Annotated in this window: 15 protein-coding genes; 11 read left to right on the top strand and 4 right to left on the bottom strand. The window is 54.7% G+C overall.

What is annotated here, in order from left to right; all coding sequences use genetic code 11:
* Positions 1-54: 54 nt before the first annotated feature.
* The 4 genes from sucD to mdh form a co-directional block, all read right to left on the bottom strand.
* A complete protein-coding gene (gene sucD / locus DS901_RS15235; RefSeq protein WP_113777762.1) occupies positions 55-936 on the bottom strand; it encodes a succinate--CoA ligase subunit alpha in 882 nt (293 codons plus the stop codon).
* A gap of 67 nt (positions 937-1,003) precedes the next feature.
* The gene (locus DS901_RS15230; RefSeq protein ID WP_113777761.1) at positions 1,004-1,537 is read right to left on the bottom strand and encodes a hypothetical protein; all 534 of its coding nucleotides are present in this window, start codon (positions 1,535-1,537) and stop codon (positions 1,004-1,006) included.
* Complete coding sequence (gene sucC / locus DS901_RS15225) at positions 1,537-2,730, bottom strand: ADP-forming succinate--CoA ligase subunit beta (protein WP_113777760.1); 1,194 nt, start codon at positions 2,728-2,730, stop codon at positions 1,537-1,539. Before sucC ends, DS901_RS15230 begins: the two co-directional genes overlap by 1 nt.
* Positions 2,731-2,987: 257 nt before the next feature.
* On the bottom strand, positions 2,988-3,950 hold the full coding sequence (gene mdh, locus DS901_RS15220) for a malate dehydrogenase (protein ID WP_113778064.1): 963 nt from the start codon (positions 3,948-3,950) through the stop codon (positions 2,988-2,990).
* Positions 3,951-4,109: 159 nt separating this feature from the next.
* On the opposite strand from mdh, the gene DS901_RS15215 reads away from it, so the two are divergent.
* The 11 genes from DS901_RS15215 (at position 4,110) to DS901_RS15165 (ending at position 12,802) form a co-directional block, all read left to right on the top strand.
* Complete coding sequence (locus tag DS901_RS15215) at positions 4,110-4,865, top strand: sulfite exporter TauE/SafE family protein (protein WP_113778063.1); 756 nt, start codon at positions 4,110-4,112, stop codon at positions 4,863-4,865.
* Between the two features lie 85 nt (positions 4,866-4,950).
* A complete protein-coding gene (locus tag DS901_RS15210; RefSeq protein ID WP_181820889.1) occupies positions 4,951-5,940 on the top strand; it encodes a formylglycine-generating enzyme family protein in 990 nt (329 codons plus the stop codon).
* Between the two features lie 173 nt (positions 5,941-6,113).
* On the top strand, positions 6,114-6,956 hold the full coding sequence (locus tag DS901_RS15205; protein WP_113777758.1) for an HpcH/HpaI aldolase/citrate lyase family protein: 843 nt from the start codon (positions 6,114-6,116) through the stop codon (positions 6,954-6,956).
* Positions 6,953-7,498, top strand: a complete 546-nt coding sequence (locus DS901_RS15200) for an NnrU family protein (RefSeq protein WP_113777757.1) — start codon at positions 6,953-6,955, stop codon at positions 7,496-7,498. The genes DS901_RS15205 and DS901_RS15200 overlap by 4 nt, the downstream gene beginning before the upstream one ends.
* Positions 7,499-7,501: 3 nt before the next feature.
* Entirely contained in the window at positions 7,502-7,705 is a 204-nt protein-coding gene (locus tag DS901_RS15195; protein WP_113777756.1) for a DUF1737 domain-containing protein, read from the top strand.
* Positions 7,702-8,727 (top strand): MaoC family dehydratase, encoded by a 1,026-nt coding sequence (locus DS901_RS15190; protein ID WP_113777755.1) that lies wholly within the window; start codon positions 7,702-7,704, stop codon positions 8,725-8,727. Before DS901_RS15195 ends, DS901_RS15190 begins: the two co-directional genes overlap by 4 nt.
* An 835-nt stretch (positions 8,728-9,562) precedes the next feature.
* The gene (gene sdhC / locus DS901_RS15185; protein ID WP_113778062.1) at positions 9,563-9,952 is read left to right on the top strand and encodes a succinate dehydrogenase, cytochrome b556 subunit; all 390 of its coding nucleotides are present in this window, start codon (positions 9,563-9,565) and stop codon (positions 9,950-9,952) included.
* Positions 9,953-9,964: 12 nt separating this feature from the next.
* Positions 9,965-10,336, top strand: a complete 372-nt coding sequence (locus DS901_RS15180; protein ID WP_113777754.1) for a succinate dehydrogenase, hydrophobic membrane anchor protein — start codon at positions 9,965-9,967, stop codon at positions 10,334-10,336.
* Positions 10,337-10,356: 20 nt separating this feature from the next.
* The gene (gene sdhA / locus DS901_RS15175; protein ID WP_113777753.1) at positions 10,357-12,162 is read left to right on the top strand and encodes a succinate dehydrogenase flavoprotein subunit; all 1,806 of its coding nucleotides are present in this window, start codon (positions 10,357-10,359) and stop codon (positions 12,160-12,162) included.
* Entirely contained in the window at positions 12,162-12,500 is a 339-nt protein-coding gene (locus tag DS901_RS15170; protein ID WP_113777752.1) for a succinate dehydrogenase, read from the top strand. Before sdhA ends, DS901_RS15170 begins: the two co-directional genes overlap by 1 nt.
* Positions 12,500-12,802 (top strand): hypothetical protein, encoded by a 303-nt coding sequence (locus DS901_RS15165; protein WP_258546754.1) that lies wholly within the window; start codon positions 12,500-12,502, stop codon positions 12,800-12,802. Before DS901_RS15170 ends, DS901_RS15165 begins: the two co-directional genes overlap by 1 nt.
* The last annotated feature ends 6 nt before the right edge of the window (positions 12,803-12,808 follow it).

Below are 12,808 nucleotides of genomic sequence, written 5' to 3'. Positions count from 1 at the left end.
GTCTTACGTGCGGTTGATTGCACGGCGCAATTGAATTGCACCGTGCGGTGTCTTTTAGCCGATTGCCTTGAGCACAGCTTCGCCAAGTGTGGCGGGGCTGTCTGCGACGATGATGCCGGCAGATTTCATGGCTTCGATCTTGCTTTCCGCGTCGCCTTTACCGCCGGCAACAATCGCGCCAGCGTGACCCATGCGGCGGCCCGGAGGTGCCGTGCGGCCGGCGATAAAGCCAGCGGTTGGTTTCCAGCGGCCCTTTTTGCGCTGATCAGCAAGGAATTCTGCGGCTTCTTCTTCTGCAGAGCCACCGATCTCACCGATCATGATGATGGATTGTGTTTCATCATCGTCAAGGAACATGTCCAGCACGTCGATGTGCTCTGTGCCTTTGATGGGGTCGCCACCGATGCCGACAGCGGTTGACTGACCAAGACCGGAATCAGAGGTCTGCTTCACCGCTTCGTAAGTCAATGTACCAGACCGCGACACAACACCAACGGACCCACGTTTGTGGATGTGGCCCGGCATGATGCCGATTTTGCAGGCGTCAGGCGTGATCACGCCCGGGCAGTTTGGCCCGATCAAGCGTGAGGCAGAACCTTCGAGCGCGCGTTTGACCCGCATCATGTCCAGCACAGGGATGCCTTCGGTGATACAAATGATCAGTTCCATTTCAGCGTCGATCGCCTCGAGGATTGAATCGGCTGCGAACGGCGGCGGCACATAGATGACCGATGCGTTGGCTTCGGTGACGTGCTTGGCTTCGTGGACCGAGTTAAAGATCGGCAGGTCTAGATGAACCTGTCCGCCTTTGCCGGGCGTCACGCCGCCAACCATTTTTGTGCCATAAGCAATGGCTTGTTCAGAGTGGAATGTCCCCTGCGAACCCGTAAGGCCCTGACAGATGACTTTGGTGTTTTCGTTTACGAGAATGGCCATGTGGCTGGTTCCTAAGTTTTCTGTTTGCGTTGCGGCGACGTCTCGTCGCCGCAGTGTTTTTCCGGCGCTATTGCTCTCGCCTCAATATTACGTTGAACTCGCCAGCACCGGTCGATCTACGCACGTCGACAGTGACACCGTTCTTTACAAAAAGGATCTCTGCAAAGTGTTCGTTTTGTGGACGAATTTGTTTCGTGAAACCTGCTTGAATAAGGGCGGGTTCTATCCAGTTTGTAACGGTGCTAATGTCCCGGAAGGCTACTGGCGATGTCGTGACGTGGCACTCGCCACGCCGCGGAACTGCAACAATTTTAGAGTTTCCCAGCGCATTGGGGTTTTCCAATCGGATAGTTTGTTTGGTCCCGGATTGTTGAAATCCGTGACTTCCGAGTGAAGACAGCGCTGTACCCGAGACGACGTAATTTGCACATGCGGCGATCGCGTTCTCAAAACTGTTTTCGACGGTCGTGTTGACCAGCGAAGCGCGCAACGAAGGAGCTCCGCCTGAAGTTTGGTCACTTGTTGACGTCGGTGCTGTAGCACACGCGGCAAGCAACGAGATTATCGATGCAATGCTCAGGTTTTTGACCGCCTTTTGCATCACCCTTTGACCGCTTTCACGATTTTTTGGGCACCGTCTTTGAGGTCGTCAGCTGCAATCACGGCGAGGCCGGAATTGTTGATGATCTCTTTGCCTTTTTCGACGTTCGTCCCTTCGAGGCGGACAACCAGTGGCACTTGCAGGCCGACTTCTTTGACAGCCGCGATTACGCCTTCGGCGATGACGTCGCAACGCATGATGCCGCCAAAGATGTTCACGAGGATGCCTTTGACGTTTGGATCAGATGTGATGATTTTGAAGGCTTCGGTTACTTTTTCTTTGGTCGCGCCGCCACCAACGTCGAGGAAGTTGGCAGGTTCAGCACCGTAAAGTTTGATGATGTCCATTGTAGCCATCGCGAGGCCCGCACCGTTCACCATGCAGCCGATTTCGCCTTCAAGGGCGATGTAGTTCAGGTCGAACTTTGATGCGGCCAATTCTTTGGGGTCTTCTTCGGTTTCGTCGCGCAGCGCGGCAATATCCGCGTGGCGGTAGATCGCGTTGCCGTCGAATGAAACTTTGGCATCCAACACTTTGAGGTCGCCGCCGTCGGTGACGATCAATGGGTTGATTTCCAGCATTTCCATGTCTTTTTCGACGAAGGCTGTATAAAGCTGGCCCATAAGTTTGACGCATTGCTTTGTTTGCGGGCCATTCAGGCCAAGTGCGAACGCAACGCGGCGGCCGTGGAACGCCTGATAGCCAGTCGCAGGATCAACTGTGAAGTTCAGGATCTTTTCAGGGGTGTTTTCGGCAACTTCCTCGATGTCCATGCCGCCTTCGGTCGACACAACAAAACCAATCCGGCTTGTTGCACGATCAACGAGCAGGGCGAGATACATTTCAGTTTCAATGCCTGAACCGTCTTCGATGTAGATGCGGTTCACAACTTTGCCGACGGGACCAGTTTGATGCGTGACCAATGTGCGGCCCAGCATCTTTTTGGCTTCTTCGGCAGCTTCTTCGACTGATTTAGCAAGACGGACACCGCCTGCTTCGCCTGCGTCAGCTTCTTTGAATTTGCCTTTGCCGCGCCCACCTGCGTGGATCTGCGCCTTGACCACCCAAAGCGGGCCATCAAGTTCGCCAGCGGCGGTTTTTGCGTCTTCTGCACGGGTGACAGGGCGGCCGTCAGAAACTGGCGCGCCGTAGCTGCGCAAGAGTGCTTTGGCCTGATATTCGTGGATGTTCATAGGGACATGTCCAATTTGGCTTCGGTTGACCTATCTAAACCACAAGGAATGAATGTTTTGTAACTGAAAAATGAAAAATATGGGCATAATCGAACATTTGTGATCACACGTTTTTGCGCTGTGATCACAAATTTGATGTCACCTAAGTTGTTCGCGCGGAACTTAGTTATATAGAGGGATTCGCGGTAGTGTCAGCTATACGAAACGCAAAAGGGCGCCCCGAGGGGCGCCCTAGTGTAAACGATGCGATATGGCGCTTAGGCCAGTGAACCGTCGATGTCTTTACATGCTGCGACCAGACCTTTGACCGCGTCGACAGATTTGTCAAACATGGCTTGCTCGTCTTTGTTCATCTTGATCTCGACAACGCGCTCAACGCCGCCAGCGCCGATTACTGTTGGCACGCCAACATAGAAACCGTCCAGCCCGTAAGCGCCGTCAACGTGGGCTGCACATGGCAGAACACGTTTTTGGTCTTTCAGGTAGGCTTCTGCCATTTCAATGGCGGATGTCGCTGGGGCGTAGAAAGCAGAACCTGTTTTCAGCAGACCAACGATTTCGGCGCCGCCGTCACGTGTGCGCTGTACGATCGCATCCAGCTTGTCTTGTGTCGTCCAGCCCATGCTGACCAGATCAGGCAACGGAATGCCTGCGACGGTGGAGTAGCGTGTCAGTGGGACCATTGTGTCGCCGTGGCCGCCCAGAACAAAGGCGGTGACGTCGCGCATGGAGACTTTGAATTCATCCGCAAGGAAGTGACGGAAACGTGCTGAATCCAGAACGCCAGCCATGCCGCAAACTTTGTTGTGGGGCAGGCCAGAGAATTCGCGCAGCGCCCAAACCATCGCGTCAAGCGGGTTGGTGATGCAGATGACAAATGCGTTTGGCGCGTGGGTTGCGATGCCTTCGCCAACGGCTTTCATCACTTTAAGATTGATGCCCAAAAGATCGTCACGGCTCATGCCGGGTTTACGTGCAACACCAGCTGTGACGATGCAAACGTCAGCGCCTGCGATATCCGCGTAATCTGCGGTGCCCGCCATTTCGGCGTCAAAACCTTCAGATGGGCCGGCTTCGGCGAGGTCAAGCGCCTTGCCTTTTGCTGCGCCGTCATTGAGGTCAAGCAATGTGACATCGCCGAGTTCTTTGATCGCAGCGAGGTGTGCAAGCGTGCCGCCGATTTGTCCGGCGCCGATAAGAGCAATCTTGGGTCTGGCCATTGAAATGGATCCTTTGGTGGTTCGATTTGCGACATTGGGTAAGCCTTTGAACGCGCCTGCGCAAGTGTGCCGCATCGCGGCATCCCATATTGTAATGTGGTCCATTATCCTGTTAGGCGCTAACAAAGGGTGAAACCAAGGTATTTAAGAGGCGTGGCCGTGTTCGAACTCGACTGGCATTTTTTCGCGGCGGGCATTCCCGCGATGGTCTTTGCAGGCATATCTCGGGGCGGATTCGGTGGTGGTGTCGCCTTTGTCGGCGGTGCGATTCTGGCGCTGGTCGTACCGCCGGGGGCTGCGCTTGGGATTATCCTTCCACTTTACATGTTGGTCGATGTCGCGACGATGAAAGCCTATTGGCGCAAATGGGATTGGCCATCGGCCAAGGGGTTGATCCAGGGCGCGTTGCCTGGGATCATCTTTGCTGTGTGGGTCTATACGGTCGTTGACGCCGATTTTGTCCGACTGTTGATTGGGTGCGTCTGTCTCGCTTTCGTGGTCTTTCAGTTTAGTCGCTCGCTTGGGTGGCTCAAGATCGGCGATGCCCCGTTTTCGCAAAACTTTGCACGCGGCGCGGGGTTTGTGGGCGGTTTCACCAGCTTCATAAGCCATGCAGGCGGGCCGCCAGCAACGGTCTACTTGCTGTCGCAAGGGCTCAGCAAAACCACGTATCAAGCGACAATGGTGGTCACTTTTTGGGCCGTGAACTGGATGAAAGTGCTGCCCTACGCGTTTTTAGGCGTCTTCACTTGGGACACGCTCATGGGCAGCCTTGCGCTGGCCCCGTTTGCACTATTGGGCGGATGGATTGGCGTGCGCGCCCATAACGTGGTGCCCGAACGGCTATTCTTTGGGCTGACCTATGTCTTGCTGGTGCTGACGGGGGCGCGGCTGATTTGGGTGGCACTGGCTTAGGCGCCTGATCCGATGCTTTACTGGGGTGCGGCGCACTGATAGCGATTGCGGTGATATGGTTTTGCTGCCAGAGGGTGTGTCCAAAATGAACGCGACGATTAAGACAATTTTGTTTGCACTCGGATGTGTGTTTGCAGCGACGACCAGCATAGCCGAAACAGCCCCCACCTATCAGCTTACTGACGGGCAGACCGTCGGCGAACTTGAAATGTTCCAAGAATGCGCCGATTGCCCAGAGATGATCGTTATGCCGCTGGGGTCATTTATGATGGGGGCTATCCTCGGTGAATCGCGCAACCCGTTTGATATTTATGGCCCGGACGCAACGGGTACTGTGCGTGGTCCTGATGAGATCAATATTATCCCGAGCGAGCATCCCCGCCATCAGGTCGTGATGGATATTCCTTATGCCATGGCTCGGAACGAGCTTACCTACGCGGAATGGATGATCTGTGTCGACGCAGGTGGTTGCTCACACAGCCCGGATATCAACGTCCTGACGCGGCAAGGCTACGTCGTGATTGGCCCCGATCATCCGGTGATCAACGTCTCGTATCTGGATATTCTTGAATATGTTGCGTGGCTAAATGCGCAGGTCGGGGATGACGTTTATCGTCTACCGACAGAGGCCGAATGGGAATATGCGGCGCGCGCAGGGACAACGACGCGCTTTGCGCAGGGCGATGATCTGACCTCAGATCAAGCGAATTTTTCGGGACGGGCAACAGAACATTTAAGACGAGGGCAATCAATGCCCTACCTAGCCAACCAAAACGCGCCCATACCCGTTGGAGAATTAGATGCTGCGAACACATGGGGCCTTCGGCATATGTCCGGAAATGTTAGAGAGTACACTTTATCCTGCTGGTCTGACGAACACCTCGGCCTGAGTTCCGATAGCGCGTACCTTGCAGATGCTCTCGGACAAACTGATTGTGAACGGCGTGTTGCAAAGGGCGGAGCACACAATGGTGCAATGGATAGCTTGCGTCTAGCTCGTCGAGTCCGACCTGAGAATACAACCCGCCGTGACTTTTTTGGTTTCCGGCTCATCAGAACATTCGACACAGGATAAAATCGATGCTGATCGGGCTTTAGCCGATCACATTGCGATACCGCAGAACCTAGATATCTATCACCGTTGCGTTGGGCGCTAATTGATGATGTTGCCGCGCTGCGGCATATTTTCACTTGAATTATCATTCAACTTCTGGCCATGTGTGCGCAATTTTATTGCGAGGAAACGTCATGCAAACCCGCCCCTTTCGTTCGGCCCTTTATATTCCCGGCTCTAAACCGCGTGCGCTGGATAAGGCGCGCGGCTTGCCTGTGGATGTGATCTTGTTCGATCTTGAAGATGCGGTGACGCCTGATGCAAAGGTCGAAGCGCGCGGTACCTTGGCGGATGCCTTGGCGCAGGGCGGATATGGCCCGCGTTTGAAAATCGTGCGGATGAACGGGTTAGATACCGACTGGGGTGCCGATGATGCGGCGGCTATTGCCGCGATGGATTGTGATGCGATCCTATTGCCCAAGGTGAATAGCGTGGCCGATCTGGACGCGTTGGCGGCGCTGATTCCTGACCTGCCAATTTGGGCGATGATGGAAACGCCGCAAGGGATTTTGAACGCCGCGAGCATTGCCGCACATCCGCGGATGGCGGGGTTTGTGCTGGGCACCAATGATCTGGCCAAAGACCTGAACGCGCGCGGACGTCCTGCGATGGTCACTGCGCTTCAGCTTTGTGTGCTGGCCGCCAAAGCCGCAGGAATCGTGGTGCTGGATGGCGTCTATAACGCGTTTAAGGACGACGATGGGCTTCGTGCCGAATGTGCGGAAGGGCGCGATATGGGGTTTGATGGCAAGACATTGATCCACCCCGCCCAAGTTGCGATCAGTAATGCTGCCTTTGGCCCGAGCGCTGAAGATATCGATCTGGCCCGCCGTCAGATTGCCGCCTTTGACGCTGCCGCTGCCGAAGGGCAGGGGGTGGCCGTTGTGGATGGGCGCATCGTTGAGAACTTGCATATTGTCACCGCGCGGGCGACGTTGGCGAAAGCTGACGCCATCACCGCATTGGAGACACCGTGATACTACTTATCTTTGGACTTGCCCTTTGGGTTGGGGTGCATTTTTGGAAACGGCTTGCCCCGGCGCACCGTGCCAAATTTGGCGATCAGGGGAAAATGGCCGTGGCCATTGGCGCTGTTGTCGGTCTGATTTTGATGATTATTGGCTACCGTATGGCACAAGGCACCTATTATTGGGGCCGGACACCGGCGCTGGTAGGGATCAACAACCTTTTGATGTTGCTTGCATTTTATCTTTTTGCGGCGTCCGGATCAAAGGCCCGGATCACCCAATACATCCGCCACCCGCAGTTGACGGCCGTGATGATCTGGGCGCTTGCGCATTTGATCGTCAATGGCGACACCCCATCGTTTGTTTTGTTTGGCGGGTTGCTTGTTTGGGCAAGCTCCGAAGTGCAGCTGATCAACCGTGCGCAACCTGATTGGACGCCGGGCCCAGCCGTGCCCATGAAAAAAGAAATCACAGCCTTGATTGCCACCGTTGTCGTCTTTGCCGTCGTGGCGGGTGTGCATGTGGCGCTGGGCTATAACCCGTTTGGATAAATCATGAAAATTTACCGCTTATTGACCGAAGATGACACATCCGCGTTTTGCCACAAAGTGTCCTTGGCCTTGTCCAAAGGGTGGGAATTGCACGGCAGCCCCACCTACGCGTTTGATCAGGCCAATGGCGTGATGCGGTGCGGGCAGGCCGTGACCAAAGATATCGACGCGCCCTACACACCGGACATGAAGTTAGGTGAGCAATGAGCAAGACAAACGCAGGACGGTTTTTCGAAGATTACGCGGTTGGCGATGTGATCACCCATGCCGTGCCGCGCACGATCAAGATGGGCGAACGCGCACTATATCACGCGCTTTATCCTGCCCGGCACGCGTTGCATTCGTCGGATCAATTCGCGCAAAGCTGCGGTCTGCCGTTTAGCCCGCTGGATGATCTTGTGACCTTTCACACGGTATTTGGCAAAACGGTCCCGGATGTGTCGTTAAATGCGGTTGCTAATCTGGGCTATGCCGAAGGGCGCTGGGAAACGCCGCTTTGGCCCGGTGATACAATCACCGCCACGTCCGAGGTGATCGGGGTTAAGCAAAATTCAAACGGCAAAAGCGGTGTCGTTTGGGTGCGGACCACCGGGCGTAACCAGCATGGCGAAGTGCTGATGTCATATGTGCGCTGGGTGATGGTGCGTAAACGCGGCGATGATCCCGCGCCTGAGACGGTGATCCCTGCGCTGAACAGCGCCGTTGGGGCGGATGATCTGGTGATCCCAGAGGGGCTTGATTTCAGCAACTATGATTTTGCACTGGCGGGGGAACCGCACCGTCTGTCTGACTATGCCGTCGGCGAAGTCATCGACCATGTGGACGGCGTCACCATTGAAGAGGCCGAACATATGCTCGCCACCCGGCTTTGGCAGAACACCGCCAAAGTGCACTTTGACGCAACTAATCGACCAGATGGCAAACGGCTGATCTACGGTGGTCACGTGATTTCAATGGCGCGGGCGCTGTCGTTCAATGGGTTAGCTAATGCGCAGATGATTGTGGCGTTGAATGGCGGCGCACATGCAAATCCATGTTTCGCAGGCGACACGGTGCGGGCATGGTCCGAGGTTTTGGACATCGCTGAAACAGCTGCGCCGGGAGTCGGCGCGATCCGGCTACGGCTGGTCGCGACCAAAGGCGCGGCGGGTGCGTTGCGTGGGGACGATGGGAAGTATCACCCCGATGTGCTGCTTGATCTGGATTGTTGGGCCTTGATGCCGGAGTAACCTGTTATTCTAGCGGAGCAGTAGGCGGCTCGCACCCAGCATAGAGGCTTTGGCATCTAGATTTGGGGACCACTGGGGCGTTCTCTGGCAGAACAGGTCGCATTCAATAAACGGTGGTTTTAGGGTTGATCCCAAACTTTATGTATTGGCATCAATAAGTTTTAACAGAACGCTTAACCGTTCTGTTTGACGGACCCACTTACTTTCACTTGAATGCCAACATTCAAATACAATCCAGTCGCCGGCATTTCCTATAAAGCGACAGGCTCCATATTCTGGGTGATTAAAGTTACCGTTGATCACGACGAATTCTCCTCACTGTCAACTTTCAACTTATAGAGGGCAGCCATTCAATCAAGAGTGATCCAAAGCTCTCCTTCTTGATACGATGTAAAACATCGCAATTTGCGTTCACTAAAACCCGTTCAAAACCTCCTTAGTTGCTGTAGGCTTTTGAAAGCCGAATGATAGCCGACATTCGTAGTGGTGCATAATATTGACAAGGTTGGGCTCATAGTTGCCTTTCGCTGAGCGGAGCCGATGTCGGGGTAGTTATCCTTTGTTCGTAGGTCGTGATATGACGTTGCTTAAGCGAGCGTTAACGATCTTATTGCCGGGCGTGAGCGATCATCCTTAAGTATTCCGACTAAATAACTCAGTTTTTATTTGTGATCACATGGAAAAAATGTGTGATCACAAAGGGCGGTATTTTGCATAATTGCGGCAAGAATTCACTGTTTATCCATCTTACTTTGCGTGACTCTTGGCTGGAATTGGTGCAAAAAAGACTAAAGGCGCAACCGAAATGGCAGCCAAGCCAAAGAAGGGAACATTCATGGCCGACAATAATCAGGACAACCGTCCTCTGTCACCGTTCATGATCGGGCAATATTACCGACCGCAGTGGACCTCTATGTCGTCAATCTTTACGCGGATCACCGGGCTCTCGCTGCTGGTTGCGTCTCTGATGATCGTTTGGTGGTTTGTTGCCGCCGCATCTGGCCCCGAAGCATTTGCAACTGCAAATGGGTTTATCACCAGCTGGTTCGGCGATTTGATCTTGTTCTTCTCAACCTGGGCGATGTTCTACCACATGCTGTTTGGTATTCGCCACCTGATTTGGGATTCCGGCCGAATGCTTGAGGTTGATCAATCCGAAATGTACGCCCAAGCGGCGTTGGTTGGGTCCGTTTTGCTGACGATCTTTGTCGTCATCGTACTGTAAGGGAGACGGATCATGGGTTTCATCACTGACCGTAAACGCGCTGCCGGGCTTGGCTCTGCGAAAACTGGTACTGAACATCACTGGCATATGATGGTCACCTCTGTGGCGTTGCTGCCACTTGTGCTTATGTTCATCTTGTCTTTCGGCGCGATCCTTGGCTCGCCCTATTCCGAAGTGATCGCTTATTATCAGCGCCCGTTCCCGGCGATGATTGCGATCCTGACCATGCTGGTTGGGTTCAATCACTTTGCCCACGGCGCCCGGTCCACAATCGAAGATTACACTGGCGGATTGACCCGCAAAGGTTTGATCATCGGCGTGAACTGCCTGTCTTATTCTGCTGCTGCCTTTGCGATTTTCGCAATTGTGCGCATCGCCCTTTAATTTAGCGGAGCAACAAAACAATGGCTGCATACGAATACGAAACCCACACCTATGACGCGATCGTTGTCGGTGCTGGTGGTGCTGGTCTGCGCGCGACGCTGGGTCTGGCGGAACAAGGGCTGCGGACAGCCTGTATCTCAAAGGTGTTTCCAACCCGGTCGCACACAGTTGCGGCGCAGGGCGGCATCGCGGCGTCCCTTGGTAACATGGGCCCTGATAGTTGGCAGTGGCATATGTATGACACCGTCAAAGGGTCTGATTGGCTGGGCGACACGGATGCGATGGAATATCTCGCACGCGAAGCCCCCAAAGCGGTTTACGAGCTGGAACATTACGGTGTGCCATTTAGCCGGACCGAAGAAGGCAAGATTTACCAACGTCCATTTGGTGGCCACACAACAGAGTTTGGCGAAGGCCCGCCCGTACAACGGACCTGTGCTGCTGCCGACCGGACCGGTCATGCGATCTTGCACACGCTTTATGGTCAATCGCTGAAACAGCAGGCTGAATTCTATATCGAATATTTCGCGCTTGATCTGATCATGTCCGAAGATGGCGTCTGCCAAGGCGTCATCGCATGGAAGCTGGACGATGGCACCATGCACGTGTTCAACGCGAAAACTGTTGTTCTGGCGACTGGCGGCTATGGCCGCGCCTATTTCTCGGCTACGTCTGCCCACACCTGTACTGGTGATGGCGGCGGCATGGTCGCCCGTCAGGGGCTGCCACTTCAGGACATGGAATTCGTGCAGTTCCACCCAACCGGGATTTACGGTGCTGGCTGTCTGATCACAGAAGGCGCGCGCGGCGAAGGTGGGTATCTCACCAACTCTGAAGGTGAACGGTTCATGGAGCGTTACGCCCCGAACTATAAAGACCTTGCCCCACGTGACTATGTCAGCCGCTGTATGACAATGGAAATTCGCGAAGGGCGCGGTGTTGGCGCAGGGGGGGATCATATTCACCTGAACCTCAACCATCTCCCATCCGAGGCTTTGGCCGAACGTCTGCCAGGTATTTCAGAATCGGCCAAGATTTTTGCCGGTGTCGACGTGACCAAAGAACCGATCCCGGTTCTGCCAACGGTTCACTATAACATGGGCGGTATTCCAACCAACTATTACGGTGAGGTGTTGAATCCCACTGCCAAAGATCCTAACGCTGTTGTGCCGGGCCTGATGGCTGTTGGTGAAGCTGGCTGTGCCTCTGTGCATGGTGCGAACCGTCTTGGTTCTAACTCGCTGATTGACCTTGTGGTCTTTGGCCGTGCGGCTGCGATCCGCGCTGGTGAGGTTGTTGACCGCAACGCGCCAAACCCAACTTTGAACCAGCCATCAGTCGACGCATGTTTTGATCGTTTTGATGGTCTGCGCCATGCCAAAGGCAATATCGCTACGGCTGATCTGCGTCTTGAGATGCAAAAAGCAATGCAGGCAGACGCTGCCGTGTTCCGTACCGACAAAACACTGGCCGAAGGTGTTGATAAAATGACAGCGATTGCGGGCAAGATGGATGACCTCAAGGTCACCGACCGCAGCCTCGTGTGGAACTCTGACCTGATGGAAACGCTTGAACTGACCAACCTGATGCCAAACGCCTTGGCAACAATCGTTGGTGCTGAGGCCCGCAAGGAAAGCCGCGGCGCCCACGCGCATGAAGACTACGCAACGCGTGACGATGAAAACTGGCGGGTGCACACCATCAGCCACGTTGATGGCGATAGCGTCAAGCTCAGCCACCGTCCTGTCATCACGACCCCACTGACAACCGAAAAACAGGGCGGCATTTCCGAAGCGAAAATCGCGCCCAAAGAAAGGACGTTCTAATGTGGAAATATGGATTGATTGCTGCGGCGGCGTTTGGCCTATCTGGGTGTCTTGACGCGTCTGATAGCGTTGATCAAATCGCGCGCAGCAGTGCAAAAACTGTGGTGAATGGCGTCGTCGAAAGCAAGTTCCCTGGGGTCGATGCGACGCCGGTGACTGATTGTATTATCGACAACGCATCTAGCAGCGAAATCGTTGAAATCGCACAGGCTGCTGTTGTTGGCACGACCTCTGCGACAACGGATCTGGTGGTCGAAATTGCCGGGCGTCCGGATACGATTTCATGCATCGCGGACGATACATTGGGTGTTGGCGATCTGTTGTCGGTGTTTGGCTGATGCGCGTGTGGCGGGGCAGTTTCGCAATTTTGGCCATGTGCCTTGTGGGTGCCTGCGCGGCAATGCCGCCTACGCCCGAGGAAGCAGCCCAACGTTGCGAAGAACGTGCGCGTGCCGCCCAAGCCCCCACAGGTGGGGTCAGCGTTGGTGTGAATAGCGACACAGGTGTTTCAACCGGCATTAGTATTGGCCTGTCCGCCGATCTGCTGCGTGGACGCGACCCACAAGAAGTATACGAAAGCTGCGTCATCGATTTGACGGGCGAAATGCCGATCCGCCCCGCGCGGCTGCGGTCATTGTAAGAATTT

Origin of the sequence: Loktanella sp. D2R18, assembly GCF_003318235.1 — a bacterium.
In the GTDB taxonomy this organism is placed as follows: Bacteria; Pseudomonadota; Alphaproteobacteria; order Rhodobacterales; family Rhodobacteraceae; genus Yoonia.
The sequence above is the reverse complement of the archived record's forward strand: the minus strand, read 5'-3'. Positions and strand labels throughout refer to the sequence as shown.

Bases quoted from the DNA above. Each gene is read 5' to 3' on its own strand.
- sucD (WP_113777762.1), bottom strand. From the start codon at position 936: ATGGCCATTCTCGTAAACGAAAACACCAAAGTCATCTGTCAGGGCCTT.
- DS901_RS15230 (WP_113777761.1), bottom strand. From the start codon at position 1,537: ATGCAAAAGGCGGTCAAAAACCTGAGCATTGCATCGATAATCTCGTTG.
- sucC (WP_113777760.1), bottom strand. From the start codon at position 2,730: ATGAACATCCACGAATATCAGGCCAAAGCACTCTTGCGCAGCTACGGC.
- mdh (WP_113778064.1), bottom strand. From the start codon at position 3,950: ATGGCCAGACCCAAGATTGCTCTTATCGGCGCCGGACAAATCGGCGGC.
- DS901_RS15210 (WP_181820889.1), top strand. From the start codon at position 4,951: ATGAACGCGACGATTAAGACAATTTTGTTTGCACTCGGATGTGTGTTT.
- DS901_RS15205 (WP_113777758.1), top strand. From the start codon at position 6,114: ATGCAAACCCGCCCCTTTCGTTCGGCCCTTTATATTCCCGGCTCTAAA.
- DS901_RS15195 (WP_113777756.1), top strand. From the start codon at position 7,502: ATGAAAATTTACCGCTTATTGACCGAAGATGACACATCCGCGTTTTGC.
- DS901_RS15190 (WP_113777755.1), top strand. From the start codon at position 7,702: ATGAGCAAGACAAACGCAGGACGGTTTTTCGAAGATTACGCGGTTGGC.
- sdhC (WP_113778062.1), top strand. From the start codon at position 9,563: ATGGCCGACAATAATCAGGACAACCGTCCTCTGTCACCGTTCATGATC.
- DS901_RS15180 (WP_113777754.1), top strand. From the start codon at position 9,965: ATGGGTTTCATCACTGACCGTAAACGCGCTGCCGGGCTTGGCTCTGCG.
- sdhA (WP_113777753.1), top strand. From the start codon at position 10,357: ATGGCTGCATACGAATACGAAACCCACACCTATGACGCGATCGTTGTC.
- DS901_RS15170 (WP_113777752.1), top strand. From the start codon at position 12,162: ATGTGGAAATATGGATTGATTGCTGCGGCGGCGTTTGGCCTATCTGGG.
- DS901_RS15165 (WP_258546754.1), top strand. From the start codon at position 12,500: ATGCGCGTGTGGCGGGGCAGTTTCGCAATTTTGGCCATGTGCCTTGTG.